At 61.8% G+C, this 20,932-nt stretch carries 6 protein-coding genes; 3 read left to right on the top strand and 3 right to left on the bottom strand.

Features of this window, described 5'->3' with window-relative positions; all coding sequences use genetic code 11:
* Positions 1 to 32 precede the first annotated feature (32 nt).
* Positions 33 to 10,982 (bottom strand): hypothetical protein, encoded by a 10,950-nt coding sequence (locus tag QJT82_RS39285; protein ID WP_281446692.1) that lies wholly within the window; start codon positions 10,980 to 10,982, stop codon positions 33 to 35.
* A gap of 169 nt (positions 10,983 to 11,151) precedes the next feature.
* Between QJT82_RS39285 and QJT82_RS39280 the strand changes: the two genes are divergently transcribed.
* Positions 11,152 to 12,825 (top strand): hypothetical protein, encoded by a 1,674-nt coding sequence (locus QJT82_RS39280; protein WP_028345386.1) that lies wholly within the window; start codon positions 11,152 to 11,154, stop codon positions 12,823 to 12,825.
* 28 nt (positions 12,826 to 12,853) lie between these two features.
* Here QJT82_RS39280 and QJT82_RS39275 read toward each other — a convergent pair whose 3' ends face one another.
* Both QJT82_RS39275 and QJT82_RS39270 read right to left on the bottom strand, forming a co-directional pair.
* Positions 12,854 to 13,540: a hypothetical protein gene (locus QJT82_RS39275; RefSeq protein WP_141382013.1), complete on the bottom strand. Its 687-nt coding sequence runs from the start codon at positions 13,538 to 13,540 to the stop codon at positions 12,854 to 12,856.
* Positions 13,541 to 13,542: 2 nt separating this feature from the next.
* On the bottom strand, positions 13,543 to 15,636 hold the full coding sequence (locus QJT82_RS39270) for a DNA/RNA non-specific endonuclease (protein WP_018270074.1): 2,094 nt from the start codon (positions 15,634 to 15,636) through the stop codon (positions 13,543 to 13,545).
* 1,107 nt (positions 15,637 to 16,743) lie between these two features.
* Here QJT82_RS39270 and QJT82_RS39265 point away from each other — a divergent pair.
* Positions 16,744 to 18,006, top strand: a complete 1,263-nt coding sequence (locus tag QJT82_RS39265) for an endonuclease/exonuclease/phosphatase family protein (protein ID WP_026192354.1) — start codon at positions 16,744 to 16,746, stop codon at positions 18,004 to 18,006.
* A gap of 418 nt (positions 18,007 to 18,424) precedes the next feature.
* Entirely contained in the window at positions 18,425 to 20,269 is a 1,845-nt protein-coding gene (locus tag QJT82_RS39260) for a pentapeptide repeat-containing protein (RefSeq protein WP_264641769.1), read from the top strand.
* Positions 20,270 to 20,932 lie beyond the last annotated feature (663 nt).

The raw sequence follows: 20,932 nt of genomic DNA, 5'->3' as shown, positions 1-20,932 counted from the left end.
TCCTTGGCTCACAAGTCGGAGGCCAAGCGGTCTTAGGAAGACAAATATGTCTGGCAACTCCTTGGCTCACAGAACGACATGGCTACGATCCGACTTAGTGCCGCCTGGGCCATCTCTGCGGGGCTGTCGTAGTTCGGCAGGGCAAATGACAAAGCCGCGTAATGGGTGCTTGCGCTCGGCTGCGCTTCGATCGCAGCGCGCGCGCCCATATCGAGGCGGCGCAATGCCTTGCGGTAGATGCTACCGGCGGGATCCTGACCAAGCACGCTGCGATTGCCGCGTGATGCGCCATCGGTATCGACAGGGACCGGCGGCGGTGTCCGCTTCGTTTCATCGAGCTTGATCCTCAGGAACGTCGCGGCTGGCAGCAAGGTCCCGCCGGGGCACGGCAGGCCATAGGGCAGTGCCGGCACTGCTGACGAGTGTTCGTTCGAATTGGGCTCGAGTGCGAGCCAGTCGCTCAGCGAGGCGACGTTGCGGAACCGCTGCAGGTCGGCCGCAAGCGTTTGCGCCTCGGGCGAGCCCGTATAGGCCAGGTAGAAGTCAGCCGCGGCGCCGGTCTCGGTTCTGAAGGGTGCCCAGTCGATCTGTCCCGGGGCCGGCACGTCATCGGGCCGCCTGATCGTGACGTTGGCCAACGACATCGGCGCGAGCGGTTTCCAGGCCGCCCATTTCAACGCCGCAATTTCCAGCTCCTTCAGACCATCATAGTCACCGGGTGAGAGCAGACCGGACGGCGGCTTGACTGGCGCAAGCGGCTGTCGCGCGATTTCTAGCTTCAGGGTCCAGCCCTTCGCGCTGGGATCGAGCTCAACCTTGCTCTTTTCCACCTGGAAGCGCGAGCCTTTGGCCCTTGCAGCGTAAGATGGATCGGTTGCCCGATCGATAAGCTTGGGCGCCAGCTCGATCTCGGTTGCAACACTCCTGGGCGCGGAGGGAATCGATCCGGCGCCCTGAGCGGAGATCGCGCGCGCAAGTTCGAGCGCGAAGCTAACGTCGTAGTCCGGAAGCTTGAACAGCCTGGGAGGATCGCCGTTGCCGAACCAATCGCGCCGATCCTCGGGGAACATGCCGTCCAGATAGCGCACCAATGGAATGACGAGTTCGATCATTCTGGCGTCGTTCACCGACCAGGCCGGCTCGTCGAGCGGAAGTGGCGCTCCCCGTCCCCACGGAAACGCGAGCGTGTAGCGCGATTGGGCCACCGGCGCCGCGACCGGGGACGACACCACGACGCCCGCTGCCGCATAGGCGACTGCGTGCAGGCTGATGGCATGCGGGGTCTGTCGAATCCGCAGCGCCGTCAATCCCCGCCATCCATCGGGAATGCGTTCGGCGAGCGAGAAATGCGTCTGGCTCTCGCCCACGGCCGCATCCTTGCTGAAGGAATCCGCCTCGAAGCTCAGCGCCGGCACGCTCCCGATCATGCCGTCTCCAAATCCTTCCTCGAGGTCGACGGCGTCGCGCGCGAACAATGTCCCCCAGGCGACAGACGCGAACCCCCGCAGGAACCCCACCCCGACATGCGCAAAGGACAGCCGATCGGCGACGTCGAAATTTGCCTCGCTGAGGATCTCCTCGGGATGACGCGACAGGACGATCTCCTGGACTGCGCCGAGCTTCCTGATCGGAGCGACGGCGCCGGATCCGACTTCGTCGGGGTTGGCCCAAGAATCGAGCCGTCCTGTCGACAGGATGACAGGCGGGTCGATGGGATGGGTGCGCGGCACGACGATATCGAGCGAGCGCGCGGAAAATGCCGCATCATTGTCGGCGATGTCGGTAAGCACAGGCTGGCGGCCAAAGGCCTTGGCCACGCCTTCTGCGGGCTGCGCCAGCGCCGCGTCGAGATTCTCGTAGCGCCCGAACGGCCGGACCACGTAGCGTTGCCGCAACGCGTACCGGTCCTCGAACAGCAGCGTGATCTCCATCTGTCCGTCCGGCGTGGGTGCCACGCGCCAGGGATCGACGCGCAGCAGCGACGTCAGCGAGAACGGCGTCGCATCGACGCGGGCCGGCCCAACCGGACCATGTGCGAGGAAGCGCCGCGAGAGCGTTACCACCCGCTCAGCAAAATTGAGTTGCGCAGTCGCCGCCGCCGTCGGTGTGGGCCAGCCGTCGGCGAATTGCGGCTTGGCCGCGGCAACAAGAGCATTGTAGTAGCACACCGCCACCGAATGAGGCGGATATTTGACTTGATCCTCTGCCGGCGGATTGTCCTGCGGGTCACGTCTCGCTTCGATATCCTCGAGCGAAGTCCCGAAGATCAGCGCCTTCACGCAACCGGCAGAAAGCGGATCGAACGCGCCGAACGGCTCGCGCTCCTGATCCAAGACGTCGTTTCGCGTGGCGCGTGGCTGGTCGATCGCAACCACCACGTGATCAGGCGCGACTCCATTGGGTGCGGCGGACTCGCTCCCTGGCTTCGTAACCTCGATGCAGCTTCGCAGCAACGCTTCCAGATCGACCGGCGCGCCATCCGGCGGAAGGGCAACGACACGCACAAAGGCCGCTGATTGGCCGCGCTGCTTGATTGCCAGTTTCGCGCCGGCAGGCTTGTTGCGGGAGAGCAGGTAGCGGGCGACGTAGTCGTTTTTCCGTGCGAGCGCAGTGGGACGCGAAGCGGCGAGCCCCGTGGTCAAGTCGATGACCTCGACCAGCACGCTGGGCGATCTGGTTATTATCGCCGCCGGCGCGTCGAGGCGGTCGAGGTCAATCGAGATGGTGGAACCGGCGCTGTCTGCGATACGGAAGTATCGCACCGCCAGCACGTCCTCTGGAGCTCCCGTCATGATCTCCGGCACCGGCCGCAGCGCGACCTGAACCAGCGAGAGCGCTTCGTCTTCCAGCATCGTGCTGGCTTCCGGTGCATTCGAGCGCGTGTTGCCGTCGAAGGATTCGAGCCAGATCAGGCCGTCAGGACGTGACAGCACGTCGACGAAGGGGGCACCGAGCCAGAGACCCTCATAGCGCGGCAGGATCGCCTCCAACGCCTTCCTCAGCTTGGTGAGCGTCTCTTTCGGCGAGCAATAGTCGGCACGCTCCATGTCAAACAACTTGAAGCCCGTGGCGAGGCCGAAGGTGCGCAGCACCGCCCAGCCATACGGATCGCGTGGCTCCGGCCGTTCGTCGAGGAAGGCGCCGATCGTCTTCGCCTTGGTCTGCGGCGGGGCATCGATCACCGGCGTGAAGCGGCGATGAGGAACCTCTCCCGCGGCGTCGCCTGCCCATCGCATCCAGTCGATCACGTCGGCGATGACGGGATGAACGACAGGCAGCAGATCGAGCGGGACAAAGGCTGTGCCCTGCTCCCGATTCTCCCTGAAGCTGGTAATTTTGAGCCTGACCGACTTGAGCGGGTCGGGTGCGGCGTCCGGCAGGGGAGTGGCCGCGCGAGCCGTGCGGATTCGCTCGTCCACGTCCGAACAACCACCTCGATCGAACACCAGCGCACGTAACGCCTGGCGCAACCTTGACTGCGGCTTGTCTCCATCCTGCAGTTTGACCACGCCCACGAAACCGGCGTCGCCGATCAGTTTCAGCGCAGGCAATCCGTCGGGCCGATCGAGCTCGAAGCGGAACGCGGTCGGCGTGCCCTTGGCGAACAGCGGAGTGAGGTCGGCTTCCTCGAAATCCAGGCCCAGCGAACGACGGACGCCCCATTTCGGCCACGCCAACAGGCTCTCGGCGGGAGAGAACCACGGCCGCAGACCATCTGCGGACCTTCTTTGCGCATGCTGGTCGGCGCCTGGAAACGTCATCCGCGCAGTCAGGCTGGGATAGTAGGATTCGATCGCGCCGAAGTCGTCGATCTGCGCGGGATCGATTGCGCGCATGCGCGCCGGCAGCGCCTGGACGCGAGCGACGCGACGCGCCTCCGCTGCGGAACGCTCGGCGGTGAGAAGCGAGGTACGATCGATCGAAAAGACGTCGAAGCCGCCGACGAAGCCGGGCCGCTCCGATGCCTGGGTCAGACCGGCATTGCCTGTTCCCCTGGACGGCCGCGCGTTCCAGATCAGGCGCGCGCCGACCCGACGCTTCTGGTCGCGCAACAACGCGGCACCGTCACCCTGGATCAAATCCTGGATCGTGCCGCCGCACGTCGGGTGCAGGATCCGTACACGGCCCGCCAAGCCATTAAGGTCGTCGAAATGCAGGGCATCGAACGAAATCCGCACCGGATGCTCGAAGGTTTCGACCGAGACGAGCGCAGCGGGCGATTCCTGAGATTGGCCCTGCTTGGGCGCGGCCTTGATCGAGACCGCCAGATCGGCCACGCACCAGGCTGGGGATTTCACCCCCTCGACATAGCGGCCGCGAAGAACGCCAATTCGCCTTGAATACGGATCGCGGCCGGCCGCCCCTTTAAGCAGCTCCGCCTGCAGATCGGCGACTTTCTTATCACGCAGCTGATACCAGGCACGGCCTCCGCCCGGATCGCGATCCAGGATTTCGATCGGGTCGGATCCGGCAGATAGCGCCTTGAGTGATCCCTTCAGCGTAACCACGTAGTCCTGGTCGTCGGTGAATTTTTTCGCAAAGCTGGACGGTTGCGGGCGCTGCATGCCTTCGGTCACCGAATCTGCGCCATAGAGCCCGCCAAAGATGCCGCGTTCGCGGCGCAGCCTGAGCGTGTAGGTCGGGTCGGACACGATTGGCTGCGGATCGACGATCGACAGCAGCACCGATGGATTGATTGAGCTCTCGCCCAGCGCGGGCAACGCCGGGTACGTGAAGACAATTTGGGCCGAGGCGAGCGGCTTCGTCTGCGCTGCCGGCTTTCGGATCTCGAGGGTAAGTATTCGCGTCGTGCCTGCGGTCCCGGCGAGATCGACCGGCACGACCGTATAGGTGAGGACGATCTTGTCGGCGGCGAAGGATTTCGTCCAATCTTCGGCCGGATTATCACCCGAGCCGAGCAACGCGCGTCGGCTGGCTTCCGGCATGTCGTCCAGCCGGTCCGTGTACTGCGCGGCCGGACGGATCGGGGTCCAGGAATCCCCGATCAGATGCAGCGGCGCGGCCGCCTTCACCGTCACGGGCCTGGCGGGGAAATTGGCAAGAACGGCACCATCCGCAACAATCGTGCGCGCGACGCGATAGTGCACGAGATGAAATTCCGGATCATCGTAGACACCGCGCGATCGCGCATGCCAGGGCTCGAGGTCCCAGTCGAGGCGAATCGCGTCGGCCTCGGCTGCGACCTTGGCTCCGGCGAGTGCCGGCGACTTGTTGGCGAAGAAACGCTCGGGCGGGTTTAAAAGATAGGCGACGCCGGCCACGCCGGGTGCATCCATCGATCTAACCGTGAATTTCGAACGACCCGGCAGGAATCCTTTCTCGGGATTCGGCTGCGCTTCGGGTTCGAAGAGCTCATGGATGTCCGTCCGCGACACGAAGAAAGTGAGGCCGAAATCGCGCGCGTCGATCACCGGCGTGCGGCCAGGCACTGACTCTGGCGGCGGGGGCGCAGTCGGAATGCCATTGACGATGACGATGCGGGCGGCGATGTCGGCGACGCTGTCATTGACCGCGGCGACGAGGCTCGATCGCCTCTGTTCGGCCGCGATCATCTCCTGCACGCGGTCGGGTGCGCTGGCCAGCCTTTCGGCGGCCTTGCGCAACTCGGCGTTGGCTTTGTCCGCATCCTGCGGCAGCCGCTGCTTGGCGGCGTTGGTGCGCAATGGCGACTTGAGCTGGCGAAGATTTCCAAGCCTGTCCCTGACGAAGCATTGAGCCACGATATCCGCAAGCGAAGCGCTCTTGGTCGGATCGTCTCCCTGCACAACGACCCTGGCGTAGTCGGCTCTGATATTCGTCGGCCCGGCTGCCAGGGGCGCCGCCGCCGTTGGCATCAGGTGCCACAGCGTGGCCCGGGTCGATTCGAGCGCGAACTCGTAGACCGTGCGATCGGGGGCATAGAACTCGCTGTCGCCAAAATAGGTTGCGCCGTCGCCGTCAGAGAGGGTCGGCAAGCCTTCCGAGGCGTGGTGTGTCCGATCGCGGGGGATCAGGGTCATCACGTAACCATCGGCCAGCACCGCCGGACGGATCATCGCCCAGAAGCGCGACTGTCCGATCTCGACCAGGCCCGAATCGTCTTGCGGGCCGTCGTTGAGCGTATCGTGCGCCCGCATCGCATCTTGCGATGCCTGGTCCGCATCCGCCGCGGCCTGTTGCGGTGCCTGGACCAGAGGCGGTGGCGTCGGTGTCAAACCGGCCGCTGGGTCCGGCACCGAGGATGCAAGACCAAGCGACAGGAAGCGGTCGACGCGGCCGCGTGCGCCCTGCAGCATACCCTCGTTGAAGCCGAATCCGATGCCGAGCCCAAGCGACCGGCCAAATGCCGAGACCGACAGATGCGCGGCCCCCCGTCCCGCGAGCCCCTGCGGCGAGGCCGCAAGCTCCAACGCCACCGTCAGACAGAAGGACGCACTGAATCCAACTTCGAGGTGGATGTGGAAAGGGCCGGACCCGAGATCGAGCCAGACCCGAACGCTGACGCGCAAAGTGATGCTGAAGGCGAGCGAGCCGTAGAAGAGCGTTTCATCGATCCGCTTCAGCGAAATATAGCTGATGAACTTCGCATCGATCGCAAAGTCTGCTCGCGCATAGACCGAAGCGCCGAGCGAGCCGCCGCCGACCGAGCCTCCGAACTGGGCAAAGCCGGAGGCACGGAACGCCACACCCTGCAGCACGGCCCCGTCCTCGATACGCAGAATCATGCCGCCCCGGCAGTCGACCCCGAAATTCCCGTTGTCGTCTTTCAGCGCAAAGCCGAGTTCGTAGGGCCAGCCGAATTCCTGATGGAACAAGCCCGGCCGGATGAACAGCGTGGAGGACCAGTCCACGGCCTGCAGCATCATCTTCAAGGCTGGATGCAGCGGCGGTGTGTCGCCGATGATGCCGTCGCGCGAGGCGACGAGCCGCGCCAAAAATTCCTGGCGCGGGACCGAGACGTACATGTAGCCGCGCAGACTGGGATGATCGCGCAGAGGGGCCGTGGAGATGCTGTGATCCCAGGTCCAGTAGTTCACGGCAATCCAGGCGCGCGCCGTCATCAGGAGAGTGAGGTCGGAACGCAGCGCTACCGTGGCATCGAACAATACGGGATTCGGCAGCTTCTCTTCCCGTTCGTCGAGTTGTCCGCTCTTCGACAGCGACGACATCGAGAACATCGCGCGCATGGCCAGGGTCACGCGATCGCCGTCAGGCTCCGGCTGCCATGCGCGGACGTTCGCAAGTTCACCCTGATATCGGCTGACGCTGTCGAGAACCTTGACCAGCGCCTTGGGATCGGTGACCTGATCGGCCTGCGCGAGCGCGGCGAGCGTATAGCGGAATCCGAAGCCGAAGCCCGCTTCGCGCAGGTAGAGCGAGCCGATCGGGGTCGGGATCGTCACACTCAGGCGATTGAGCTGTCCGTAAAGGAAGAAGGCGTGGCGTAGATCGCCGCCTGCCTTCTCCATCTCGAGAAAACCCATGGCGGCGGAGAGCGGTGCCCAGCCCGTGATGTTCAGCCGGCCGGAAGCCAAAAATCCGCGAGCGGTCACATCGGACGGCAGTATGTCCGGCTTGTAGAGGGTCGGCATCTGGCCGTCGACCGTGATCGCCGTCCCCTCGACCGAGCCGACGCCGCCGAGGCCCAGCGCCACCGTCAGCCCATCGAAACGAACCTGCGGCAGTGCCTCGCGGTTCTTCGGCGGCGCGATCCAGAGCTGATGGAAGTCGATCGTCGTGCTGATGGCGTCGCCGGCTTCGATGAAGCTGACCTGCCCCGAGATCGAAAGCGCCGGCTTGCCCCCGAAGAGATCGCTGGATGGATGAAAGCCGATCCCGCGCAATTCGAAGTCAAATAATTCGAAGAACTTGATCCGCCGCGGCGGCGTGACCGCCACCTGGAATGACATCCGGCGCAGCAACATCCGCGGATCGCCGGCCAGCGGCGCCTTATCCAGAGTGATCGTCAGGTCTGGCAGATATTTCAGAAGACCCGATGAGAACTCGCCGCTTCCCGGCGTGAATCGCGCTGTCCCGGTCAGCAGGAAGAAGAAGTGGGTGCCGTCGGGTCCGAAATCGTGGAACGAAAGTCCGAGCTTGCTGATCGAAAACGTGAACCGGGTCGTCTTGCAAACCAGCGGACTGCCGGCCTTTTCGAGCTCCGCATCGGCCGCCTGGACTCTAAGCCTGCCCGATCCGTCACGTCCCATCGCGATGGATATCTTCGCATTGGCCTCACCGACCAACGCCGGCGGAAGTTGCCCCGCACCATCGATGCAGAAGCTTTGCACCTCGCCGCGCTTGATCGACAGCTGTCCCCTGGAGAAGCGAAACGGCATATCGACGCCGGCGAGTTGCACCGGCTCGTCCGCGTTGACCGTAGCGTCGAGATCGATCCCCTCGCGCGTGATTGCGAACTGGTCGACCTTGAACAGAATGCCCCGGCCCCGCGATGCGACGCGGGTATAGGAGAGTTCCGCGATGGCGTCCGGCGCGAGTGCCATACGCGCATCGCCGCCGGAAAAATCGAGAACGAACTGCGGAAATGGGTTGTGCCCGACTTGCGGATCCAGAGATTTGATCTGGAGCTGCAGCCCGAGGAGATCGCGGGGCGCGTCAGTACCCTGAATCGTAATGGTGCGGCCGCCTTCGATGCGGGATTCCAGCGTTTCGATGTCGAGGACGACCTGCAGAGTGGTTTCGATGCCGCTCTTGTCGTCGCCTCCGACGACAATCTGGACATCAATCGGCACCTTCGCGACCCGCCCGTCGATCGTGGCCTCGTTCTGCTCATGCTTGATCCGGATGAACTGGCCCAACCCCTTGAAGATGGAATCGTCCCCGGCTGACTCTTTGGTCGGCGAGGACAGGAAAGGCAATAGCCGCGCGACCTTGTCCGTGTTGAGGGAGACATTGAGCGCGCCGGCAAATTTGATGCTCGAAAAGCGCGGACGGCCCTTCAGCAGCATCATCCTGTACTGTCTACCGCTGACAACTTCGGTTTCGTCCAGCGGACCGTCGACCACAAGCTCCTGGAAGAACCGCGGCTTCTCTCCGGCGAGCGCGACCAGCGCGATGGGATTGGGATTCTTGACGTCGACGGCAAGCAGAGGCCGCTTGTCCTTGTCCGTCTGTGCCTTGTCGGCCTTGTCGCGCACGGCTTCGGTGCCCGACGTTCGATTAAGCCACAGATCAGTCGACAGCGTTGCCCAGTCCGATGTCGGGGTCACGACGAGCGCGACCACGGCGCGCGGCTCCGACAGATCGACGACCAGCGACGGGCGCGCATCGCCTGGAAGCGTCAGGGTGAACCCGGCAAAAACGATGTCCTTCTTGGCCGCAGTAGCCGCCCCGTCGCGGTGCAGCGGCGTGATGACGATCTGCCGCAGCGCCAGGCTGTCCGCATCGAGCCGGACTTCGACAACGACATGGCTGACAGCCTCGCTGGCCGCATGGCGAACCGCCTCCAGCATTCGACCGACGGCCTCGAGCGCGGCCTCGACGAGGCCAAACAGCGCATTGGCTGCGCCGCCGGCCTGGCGGGCAAGCCATCGCACGCAGGACAGCAGGAACGCGCCGAGATGCTCGAGCAGTGGCGCCGGATTCGGCATCGGCGGAAAGTCCGGTCCATCGGGCGCGTCCGGCAATTTGATCATCGAGGCCAGACGCAGAATGCCCGCGATGACCTCCTTGCCCGCCCGCGCGATCAGCGCCAGCGGATAAGGGGTCAGTATCTCGAGCCGCGTGAGCTTGCCGTGCTCGCCGCCCCGGGTGCTCAGGTCCACCTCGTAGGTGGCGGCCAGCGCAATCGTCAATGACGGATCGGCCTTCGATCTCAGCTCGATCCGCGGAAAGTCCACCACGTTCTTGGCGGAGAGTTCGCCTGTACCGGCGGCAAGATCGAAGCTCGCTGCCGCGCCTGCGCCGATTGTTACCGTGGCGGCCGCAATCCGAATCGTGAACGGCAGGAAGGCCGCGTCGATATCACGCGGCGGGATCGTCACTTTCGGTGGCGAGAGTTTTGGCGTCTGCAGGATGCCCGTGAACGAAATGGCTCCGCCGGACGGGACGCTGATCCCAACTCCGGTAAAGCCCAGGATCTCGACGTTGTTATTCGCGTCGTCCTTGCAGGTGAGACGGCCGTCGACGGGCGTCGTCGTACCGATCGTCAGCTTGCCCTGCGAGACGTCGATGGACATCTGCGGGTCGTTTGAGATCTCGACATCCAACGGAACGTGGAGATCGAGCCGCAGGAAGCGCAGCCACTCTGCCCTCAGTCTGGGCAGCGCGATCGCTCCGAAGCGCCACTTGGGCAAGGTGAAGTGAGGCAGCTTCAATCGCAACGGCGGAAGGCGCGGCAACCGCGGCAGATCGAGACCGAAATCGCAGTGAAACTCTGCGAGGGCGAGATCGAGGGCAATTTCGACGTGCACCGACACGTCCGCGTTCAGGGCCCCGACCTTGGCTTGCGCATCGGCGTCGAGCACGACACTCAATGCGAGTGTGCGTGGTGAGGGCGGATCGTCGAAGGTGTCGGTCGGCAAGAGATGCGACAGGTCCAGCGAGGCTCTCGCGGTGAGCGAGGTGGCGCCGGCGATCCCGGTAATCCCGAAGATATCGCCGGAGGCGTCAAGCGCCATGTCGATCTGTCGCGCCACTGACAAGGACTCGCGCAGCTTTTCGAGCCGGCGCGCCTTTTCTTCCTTCAAGGCTGCGCTCGCGGCCGCTTGCATTTCGTCCGCGATCAGTTGCGCTTCGGCCTTCAGCGCCGCAGCGCTCTTGAGTGTCCGGTTGTCGCCGTCAGTCGAGAAAAGCTGCTCCGGAAGCACGAGCTTGACGCTCTGCGCGAAGGTCAGATCCAGCGACTGGTCGGGTGAAGCCTTTGCATGCAGCGCTGTGACGTCGAAGAGGCCGTCCGCTGCCTGTCCGGCAGTGAACCAGAGCCGCAAATTGGCTTCGTTGAAAACAACTAGGTCAACCAAGGCGGCGCGCCCGAAATGAACCGAAAAATCACTTGACGACTAGTTTAAGAGATATCAACTTCCAGTAATCTTCGTTGCAAGTCAACAACTGCGTTCTTTTTTCATTCCTCGCCCCTGGTGGCGGCAGAATTGATGATCTGCGTCGGCGCAATGCCGATGCGAATTTTGCATGGGGGTCGACATGCCTCTCAGTCCAGAAATCCTCGCGATCGATTGGGCGGAGACCGGGGATCTCGTGGCCGAAGACGGAGCGCCGATGCTGACGCGCCTGCAGGCCGCAGTGGCACGGATCGCGGACCGCACGCCCATTGACGAGCGCGCCGCGGCTTTCCCATCACGGTTCGTTCCGTCAATCGTGTCGGCGGACCGTGAGGCATTCGATCGAATGCGGACGGCGGCCGAGGCCGGTAGCAACGGCCAGTACAATGGCCGCGATCTTCCAGGCATCGTCATGCTGTTGGAGTTGAACGCGGCCGGACGCCCGGTTTTACCGCCCGGCGGCTTTTCCGAATGGCAACGCAGGATCATCGACAATACGCCGCAAGCGCCAATCTTCTCGCAGCGCAAAGACGGCGGCGGGCGCAAGTTCGGACTGTACGAACGGACGACCGAGCCTGCTGCGGGCGAAGTGCGCTTCATCTCCGACGTGACGGGCAACGGCCGCGCGCCGGTCCTACGCAAGCCCAACCTGCTTGGTGCCCCCTTCCTCGTGCTCTATCTGGCCATCCTGCTGTTCACCTACGTGGGGGGAACGGTGATGTGGACCGGACGATCCGCGGCCGAGGCTCATGCCCTGCTGCGCGGGCAAATTACGACGGGCAGTGAGAAGTTTGCGGCGGACCTCAAGAAATCGAAAATATGCGAAGCCAATGCGGCCAACGCCGCCGCATGTCAGAAGTTCGACGGATGGTCTCAAGATATCCGGACGAATAAATGCACCCCTACTGCGCCGCCGGCGGCCGGAGCGCCGATCCCGCCACTGGAGAAGGAATGCGCGGTCGCATGGCGGCTTGCGCTGCTCGCCGCGGATTCGGCTGGTGGAACAGTCGAATGGATCCTCTCCTCAATATTCGGGAGCCATCTCCGTGGCATGGCGAATTCCACCGGAGAGCTATCGCTCGGTCTGCAAATGGCCGGCATGATGCTTGCGATCACGCTGCTGGTGATGGCCGCGGGTCTCGGATTGAAGAACCACGTCCTGGGTTTGTGGATCAATGCACAGAACAGGATGTCGCTCGCTCGTGCGCAGGTCAGCGTATGGACGCTCACGATCCTCGGCGGCTACGGCATCCTCTCGCTGTTCAACGTGGCTTTTCTTGGCGTGGGCGACAAGGATCTTTTTCCCGCCATGAACCAGACGCTGTTTCTTGCCCTCGGCATCTCCTTCGTTTCGCCGATGGCGTCGAAGCTGATATTGAAGGCCAAGGAAGGCGACACTCAATTGAGCCTCGCCGAGGGCGGCTTGCGCCGGGAAGGAGACGTCCAACGCTTCACTGGTGGCATGATCGCACCTAGTCCGCTCGTCAAGAATCCTTCGCCGGCCTACGCCACCGTGATGGATTTTTTCACGGGCGAAGAAGCCGGGAACGCGAACGAGATCGATATCTCCAGGGTGCAAAATCTGATCATTACGGCAATCTTGGTCGTCGCCTATGCCGGGCTGCTGTTCGCGCGCGTCCGGAACATTCCCGCCGCGTCGGTCGTGTCGGCACTGAACACCGGCAATCCGCTGTTTCCGGCGATGCCGGACGTGAGCGATTCCTTCACCGCCTTGCTCGGTCTCAGCCATGCCACCTATCTGGTGGCGAAGGCATCGCAGAAGCCGCCGAAAAGCGACCAATGACCATGACCGGGCTTGGCTCGGGAGGATCTCAGGGCTTGAGGAGAGCTGCCGCCGCCCTGGGCTTGAACGCGTCCTCGGACGCCGCGTTCATGACCGCCGCACGGTCATACCGGCGAAACAGCCGTACGACGCCGATGAATTCATACTTGCGTATGTAGTTCCACAGCGCAGCGCGGCTCACGTCGTCGAAATGATCGAGCTTGGAATCCTGTGGAAGCGGTTGCTCGGCCATCAGCTTGAGCCAATAGGAAAACAGATCGCCAAATTCGGCTTTGTCGATCACGCCCGCGGCGATCAGCGCGTCGACGCGTTCCAGATAGACGAGGAGCGCATCGACGATATCCCGAATTCTGATCTCGAACGGCCCGAATTTGTCTTCCGTTGATTGCGTACCCGATGCTTTCTCGCGCTTGCCGTGATAGTCGAGAGCCTGCGCGAATTGCTGCCGGTTCACGTTGACCTGGGTCTTGCTACCGGAACTCCTGTCGACCACCTCAATTGAGACATCTCCATAGTCAAGCAGCTTTAATGCAAGCGAGACGTCGCCATCGCTGCGCAGGATGGCCATTTCGTCCGCGGCCTTGATCGCGCGCTCGCGCATGCGTTGGCGTTCGGAGCTCAAGCTGTTGATACGATACTGGTAGAGCGAGAATCCAAGCGCGGCAGCCGGCACTAACGTCAGCAGTATTCCAAGACCTGCGTCAGGCGTCGCCATCGTCATAGGTTCCGAGGCAGAAGATCCGACGCGGATTTCACAGGAACCGCCGGCCGCGCCTCGCCTATGACGGGCTGATCCTTGGTCTCGAACGTATCGGCCGACCTAACTTGGTCGCCGAAATCCAGGCCGGTCCGGCGTTCGATCTCGGTGATGGCGACCCGCCATTGCGAGACGTCGACGAAAGCCGGCGGCTTCGGCGGAATTCCTCCCTTGCGCTGCTCGGACAGCAACTGACGCTGATCGACGACGAGCCCAACAGATTTCACGCCGTTCTTGCCCTTCCAGGCGATCACCTTGAAGAACGAGGATGGAATCTGGATGTCGTCAGCCCAAAGATCGACCTTGTCGTCGAAAATCGGTCCCTGGAAGACGCAGATGCGGTTCGCGGTCTCTTCCGAAATGGCTCCGTTTTCCAGGACATATTGCTCGGCGCCCTGCCAGAATTTGGTGCTCTCGTTGAAGCGGAAGTGCTGCGGGGTGCAGTTGGTGAAATGATAGGTGTCGGCATTCGCGCGTTCGGCCTGCTCCTTGCTTCCCCAGTCCGGGTCCATGCGGCGGGTCAAATGGCCCCTGTCGAAAAGATTGGACCACCCCGAATAGAAGGTCTGGTCGATGAAGAAACTCGCGCTGATGCGGGGGTCGCCGTACCAGGTCTCTCCCTCGGCGCCATCGGTAACCTCGCCGGTAGAGCGATCCACGTTCAGGAAACTCTTGCCGTCGATGTTCGTGGCCGTGAAGAGAGCCATCTTCTTGGCCTTGTTCATCTTGATGCTGAAGTGTTCGTACTTCAGTTCACCGGCCTCGGCGTCCCGTTCGCCAGCCCGCAGGGGAGCGACCTGCTTCGAAAGCTTGCCGACCGGCGTGGGCAGCGGAAACGTCACGCCGTGCACGAACCGCGGGTCGTAGCCGTCACGGTTGGAATAGTCCTGGTCGACCGATATCTTCTCCGCCGCGCGCGTGAGCGTCTTCTGCGGCGCGGGCGCTACTGGAGCGGCAGCGACATAGTTTCCCCCCACCCGAACGCTCACCTCGATCGGAATAGTCACCTTGATCTCGTTTCCACCGGCTTCGCTGGCCATCACGCCCTCCTCCCCGATCACCAGACTCTCTTGTGCATCCGAAGAAGGATGGGGCGGCGAGAGTCGCTTTCCGCCCGTCTGCACGAGAGCCGTCTTCGACAGATCGAGCGCGGCCCGCAGCAGGTCGCGACGCTCCCCGTCGAGGCTCGCGAGCCTTTCCGAGAGATGTCGATAGATGGCGCTGATCCGCACCCCCTCATTAACGTTCGTCGGAATGGGATTGCCGTTCTCGTCCTTACGTTCGAGGAACGGCTCTCCGAAATGATGAAGCGCGACGAGCTCCCAGGCATCGTTGAAGACCGCCGCGCCTGACGAACCGTGATCCGTGTCCGTCTCGTACAGAAGCGTACGATCGGTTCGATACTGCAAAATATTGTTCCGAATGGCGATCATCTTCGGCAGACCATTCGGATGCTGCACGATATTCATGTTCATGCCGATCGCATGCTTGTCGGGCCGATCGGACAGGACACAATATCGGAAATCGCGCGCATCGCCGTCGCCGGCCACTCTCTGCCCGAGCGCGACGAGAGCGTAGTCCAATTCTTCCTGTTGCGAGAACAGGGCGAAACGGTCGGGCGCCAAACGGAAGGCGGTGGTGGGCCGCATCGAACCGTCTTCTCCCATTTCCCGGTCGAAAGTGATTTGGGCCGAAAGCGCAGCCGCTTCGTCCTGGACCACGTGCTGGTTCGTCATGAAGAGCGTCGGGCTTATCAGAAAGCCGGAGCCTGCCGTCCACTTGCCTCCGCCCGTCGCTTCGACGAATGCGATCGCCCGCCGTGCCGTCGCGCCACCCGGCAGAAACCACGAAGCCTGCATGTCGTCGGGCCCCTGCACAGCCTCAGCGCCTCGCGGCATGGTTTGTCGTGCGGTCCGCAAGCTGAACATCGCCATGCGCGTCCGGTCCGGCTCGGCTTGGCGCCACTGCTTGCCTTCTACGAGCTTGCGCACGCGATCGCGATCTTCGCGCGTCTGCTCGACGACATTGCGGAAGCGCGCCTGATCTATTTCCATAAGTCAGCCCATCCCCCTCGAAAGCACGTGGAGCGGACATCGGGACGCGGCCGCGCTCCACATGTCCGAACGTCCCGACGTCACGCCAAGGTCACAAATCCCAGCATGCTGCATCCGGCGGTCCATCAGAGATCGCGCGGGAAACAAGCCGCCGATTCGCTCGAATGCTCGCGATGCCATGAAAGCGCCGCCCTCTCCGGGTGCCGCGACAATACCTATTCAGCAACAAATTCCGATCGAAAATTCATCTGCAATCTTTGATTGCCGATCGTACATAGATCGCGTGCACGGTCAAGCTCGGTTGACAAATCGAAGAGGCGAACGCGGGCCTTATTCTTTCGACACCGTCCGAACCGTACGCTACTCGCTGAAAGAAGCGAGAATTCGGGCGCGGACCGGACAGCCGAACTGCTGCCGAAGCGAGCCTAACTCGATCGCGTTCCCACATTAGCAGCTCACGACTGGACGTTGGGCGCTAGGACACTTCGGGATCAAATAGTCCGCGGGATTCGGTCCGTTCCGGACGAAACTAAACCGGGCACTTCTCGTCGTGCAAGATACGCGAAGCAGCGCCCGGACGGCGATGCGATCTGGGCGCAATACCAGGCTATCTTCGACAAGGTAAACAAGCGGATCGCTGACGTCTTGGAGTCCCCGGGGTGCTGATTTGGTGACGTAAAGATTCAGGAGGCCTTCGCGTGGCGCGGCTTCGGCTTGCGCTTCCGCTCGAACCGGGAGCCACGGACGACCGGCTGAATCGACTCCAACCAAAGAATGTCGATTTTAGCGGTGGCTGGATGGCGATACCGATTGGCCGCTCGCGCAGCCAAACGACCAGAAGCTTCAACCCGGTCGGCACCAGGTTTTCGGATACGGGTGGCAATGCTGCCTTGGAGCGGCGACAAATGAGCGCGCGCTACAGACTCAATGCACGTATTGCGCGAGCGTCTTAATCGTGCATGATAATCGCGAATACGCTAGAGGAGTCCGCTTTTCCTAGTAGATGCGCATGAATGCACAATAGCCACCTACAGAACGACGAAGGTGTGCCTTGTGTCAGAGCACAGTTCATAAGTAATTCGTCCCGCCGCAGCGATTATGGGGCAGATGATGATACTCAAAAGAGCGATTTTTGTAGCAGCAGCTTTACTCGTAGGACTCACAGATGGTGCACACGCTCGAGACCTCACCGTCGCGACGTGGAATCTCGGATGGCATCTAAGCCAGGCAGAAGCCCAGGCATGGATCAGGGACTGCGGGCAGCCGTTCGCCTTTAACCAGTCGAGCGGTCTTTTCGAGCCTTCGACAACGGGAGCAACCAAGCCTGGTTGGGAGCTCAAATGGGGACGCGATGCCAAGATAAAGTGGGACATCGCACAAAAGCCACCTTGCGATGTGTTTCAGACCGATTTTCATAAGATAGTCCCGGTCACCGAAGTTGCCTATCAAAAGCGCGCGCAACAGATCAGAGACTTCATTGGGGCGAATTTGGATGCCGATATCCTGGCCTTTCAGGAAGTGAGCGGCGAGACTGCCGTCAGAGAGGTGCTGCCGAACAACGGCGCCGATTTCGAAATCTGTTCGTTCGACGGCTTCAAGGTCCAGCGGCTTGCGATCGCCTGGAAGCGGGCCCTGGGCACTTCATCCGATTGCATGGTCGACAAGCCGCTATCGCTACCGCTGCTCGGTCCGACCGATCAGATTCGACCAGGATTGTCGATGACATTGCAGATAGATGGGAAGCCATTGAGGATCCTGACCGTGCACCTCAAATCGTCATGTGTCAGCCCGCTCGAAGAGCGCGGCAAGCTCGATGGCGGGGGCAACGCATGCCCGATCTTGCAGCAACAGATAAGTCCTCTCGAAGCGTGGCTCGAGGCGCGATCCTCCGGCATTTCGGTCATCGTCATGGGAGATTTCAATCGCCACCTCTCTCACGAGAAGAACAAGATCATGCCATCTGCGATCCGCTCCGATGGCAGCGACCCTGTCTCGCCCCTACCGGCGGGCGTTCTCGTGCGCAGCCTATACGGCGAAGTGAATGATGGGGCACCGGCGGATAGCGCACTTACTCATCTCGAGCCCGAATGTCCGGTGAATGCTGTTGCGAAACAAATCTGCGAGCGATCGAAGCGTGAACTATTCGACCAGGACGCATTGAAGCCGCTGAGGCGCGCAGACAGCCTGGGTTGCCGCAATCCGATTGGCTTGGACCAGATGCTTATCAGCACCAGCCTGACTGCTGCTGCCCCCGCCACCAAGGTGGCGATCGGTCGATTGGGTGGGACGCGACCAGCGAGCCAAAACCACCCGGACCCGCTGCTGGCGATCTCGGACCACTGTCCGCTGAAGGCCACCCTGCGGTTTTAGCTTTGCATTGGGTGAAGCCTCGCTGGCAGGCGCATCTACCCGATACTCTGTCGACGGATTATTTAAGATGGCTTCTTCTTTCATTATCTAACGTCCTTCATCCTGTCTCCGACAGCTTCAAAGACTTGCACGTAATGATCACGAGCGAACGAGACGCGAGAAACACGAGCTACCGGATCGGATGCAATCGTGTTCAAGGACAGTCAGGCGTGGAGGTGTTTCGACAATCACGGGACCTCGTACACTATTGCCGAAGAATAGGACCGAGCGTCGATCTACTTGACAGTTCTGCTGCGATTAAGGGGGCACCACTCGGATGTGCGGACTAAGGTTACGTCGTCGCGTCGAGATCAACTGCAAAGAACTGCGGATTACAGCGCCTCTATTCGTCCTTGCGTTGACGCTCGGTCTTTCGCAAGTGAACGCGACACTCGCCGCCGAGCCGGACCCTCTACCCGTCTCCAAATCGATCACGCGAGCTGAACTGAAGAACGCCGTCGAGAAGGGCGAAACGATCATTGGCCGTGAGATCGACGGTGAGGACATAGTTGCAGTTCTCAGAACGTGGATAACGTCCGATAGCAAATGCCTACCAAACGCAGGCTTGCGTATCGAAAAAGGCGTCATTCGGGGCGATGTGAAGCTCGACTTCAAGACGTCGCCCTCCAAACCGACCGCCCAAGATCCAGATGAAGAGGATACGGACAACACAAAAACCGACGATACAACAGGCGGACCGGAACGTTGGCTTTCGATTCCATTGCTCATCAAGGAAAGCATCGTAAACGATCGCTTTCAGCTCGACTCTCTCGGGGTTGCCTGCCCGATGGATCTTAGCCGATCGACTTTTGAAAGCGGCATCGATATCCGCTCCGCCACCTTCCAAGCAAATGTGTCGGCTGTCGGCGCCGAATTCAAAACCGGCGCCGCGATCCTTGGTTCCGAGTTCAAGTCGAACACCAGCTTCTGGCGCGCAAAGTTCGTTGGGAACCTGGAATTTACTCGAATGATCCGACGCAAGTCGACATTTGAAGGAAACGCGGATTTTCGAGAAGCCGTTTTCAGTCGTCAAGCAAGCTTCATCAACACCATGTTCATGAACCGCATGGACTTCAGAAACGTGCAGTTCGTCAGCGGCGTCAGCTTCAGTGGCGCCACGTTGGCGTCAACTGGCGTGGTGGGTCCCGCCTCTGGCCCGTTCTATGGCACGGAGTTCGGGGGCTTCGCCAACTTCCGAACTGCCCACTTTACCGGCCTTCGATTTCTTCGAAGCACTTTCCGCGCAGGCGCCGACTTCCGCGGCGCATCGGGAAAGCGACTTCAATTTTACGGCGTCGCCTTTTCGGGGCGGCTCGGATTTGACGACGCCAGATCGATCAGAGAGCTTGAATTCAATAATTTTGGAGGCTCAATGATCGTAGACGGCGAAGCCGTCTTCCGGCGCGCAGCATTTGACAAGCTGATATTCATCCGCACGGCGTTCAAAAATTCCGTCGATTTCCAAAGCTGTGAAGTTCGCTCCAGCCTCAAATTTCGGACAGTTTCATTCGATGGGGACCTGCACTTCGAAGACGTGAAGTTGCCGGGTATGGGGCCCAACGCGGACGAATCCGGCGATGAGGGTAATTCCGAGATCAACATCGAAGACATTACCTTGAATAGGGGGCTCTACATTGATGCGAAACAGTTCCTCGTCAGACCACCTTGGTGGGCAGTCTGGAGGGAAGACACGCCGCGCTTGTACGCCAACGATCGCCGGACGAGAGACGATCGTCGGGTCTGGCGGCAATTGGTGCGGGCCTTTGATCTTGCTCAGAATGTCGAGCTCAAAAACTATGCCGAATACAAACTTCGCGTTTCAGAGGAAATCGGCCAAGGGTCAGAGGACGAGCCATTCGCAAAAATAACGAGCGTCGCCTCGCGCTGGTTCTGGGGTTACGGCCTGCGCCCTCTTCGAGTCCTGTTCTGGTTTGTTGTCACCGTCTTGGTCTTTTCCGGAATCTATTGGACCCAGTTACCGAACCCAGCAGGCGGAAAAGGGCCTGTGTCGCGAAGCGTTGCTCGTGCGAGTACGGCCCTTATGTTCAGCGTTAGAACAGCCTGGGAGCTGAAGTATGGTTACAGCAACAGCACCAATGTCCTGTTTCGCTCAATCACTGTAATCGAATCGATCATCGCCAAGCTGCTGCTAGCAAGCTTCGCCTATGCGCTGACCCAGGCTAGTCCGCTCCTCAGCGATTTGATGAAGAAGCTACTTCCGTAGAGCCGCCTTCTTGTGGAGGCGTCGCTCCTGCTGGCGGCACAATGTCGTCGGATTTTCAGGCGGCCAAGGGCTGCTACGCATTTCTGGCGATCAGCCTGCCGAGCGCGCCAAGAGTGCTCGGTACACAAGATCGGGCTATCCTACAAAGTCTGTGCGAGCCGCCTGCTCAAGGAAGCCGGCGAGGTCATGTGGGCCATCCGCGGGCCGAAGGTCGTGGGCCAAGCAGGTCCTTCGAGCACGTCGATTCGTCGAGACTTGGGCGGAGCAAGGGCGCGGACGCAGCGGCGCCGGTGTCGGTGGGCCGCGCCGCCTCTGCAAATTTGGAGCGGCGGACCGATGCCGCCGACGGCGCCGACCGGCCCCACGCCGGCGGAAGTGCCCCTCCGGTGCGGGCGATCCGGAGCCGGGGTCCGAGGCCGCAAACGGCTGCCCTTCGTCCCGGCCCTCCCCTCCACCGGCGGCGCCTGCTCCAGCCCCCGCCCCAAAACGGCTCGCGCCGGCATCCCCACAACCATAGCATGCACTCATCCGCGTCAGCGGCGCCCGTCTGTGGCCAGATCTCGCGAGCACCCTGGAAACGGGGAAAGTGAACCGCCCCGGGATTGCCGGAGGCCATTTGGTTTGAGTCACGCGGCTATACCGAACTCCTCGGTCTGCGCATAG

Source organism: Bradyrhizobium sp. Mp19, from assembly GCF_029952935.1.
In the GTDB taxonomy this organism is placed as follows: domain Bacteria; phylum Pseudomonadota; class Alphaproteobacteria; order Rhizobiales; family Xanthobacteraceae; genus Bradyrhizobium; species Bradyrhizobium elkanii.
This window is presented reverse-complemented; position numbering and strand designations above follow the sequence as displayed.

Excerpts from the sequence above, each read along its gene's own strand:
- QJT82_RS39275 (WP_141382013.1), bottom strand. The coding sequence starts at position 13,540 with ATGGCGACGCCTGACGCAGGTCTTGGAATACTGCTGACGTTAGTGCCG.
- QJT82_RS39265 (WP_026192354.1), top strand. The coding sequence starts at position 16,744 with ATGATGATACTCAAAAGAGCGATTTTTGTAGCAGCAGCTTTACTCGTA.
- QJT82_RS39280 (WP_028345386.1), top strand. The coding sequence starts at position 11,152 with ATGGGGGTCGACATGCCTCTCAGTCCAGAAATCCTCGCGATCGATTGG.
- QJT82_RS39270 (WP_018270074.1), bottom strand. The coding sequence starts at position 15,636 with ATGGAAATAGATCAGGCGCGCTTCCGCAATGTCGTCGAGCAGACGCGC.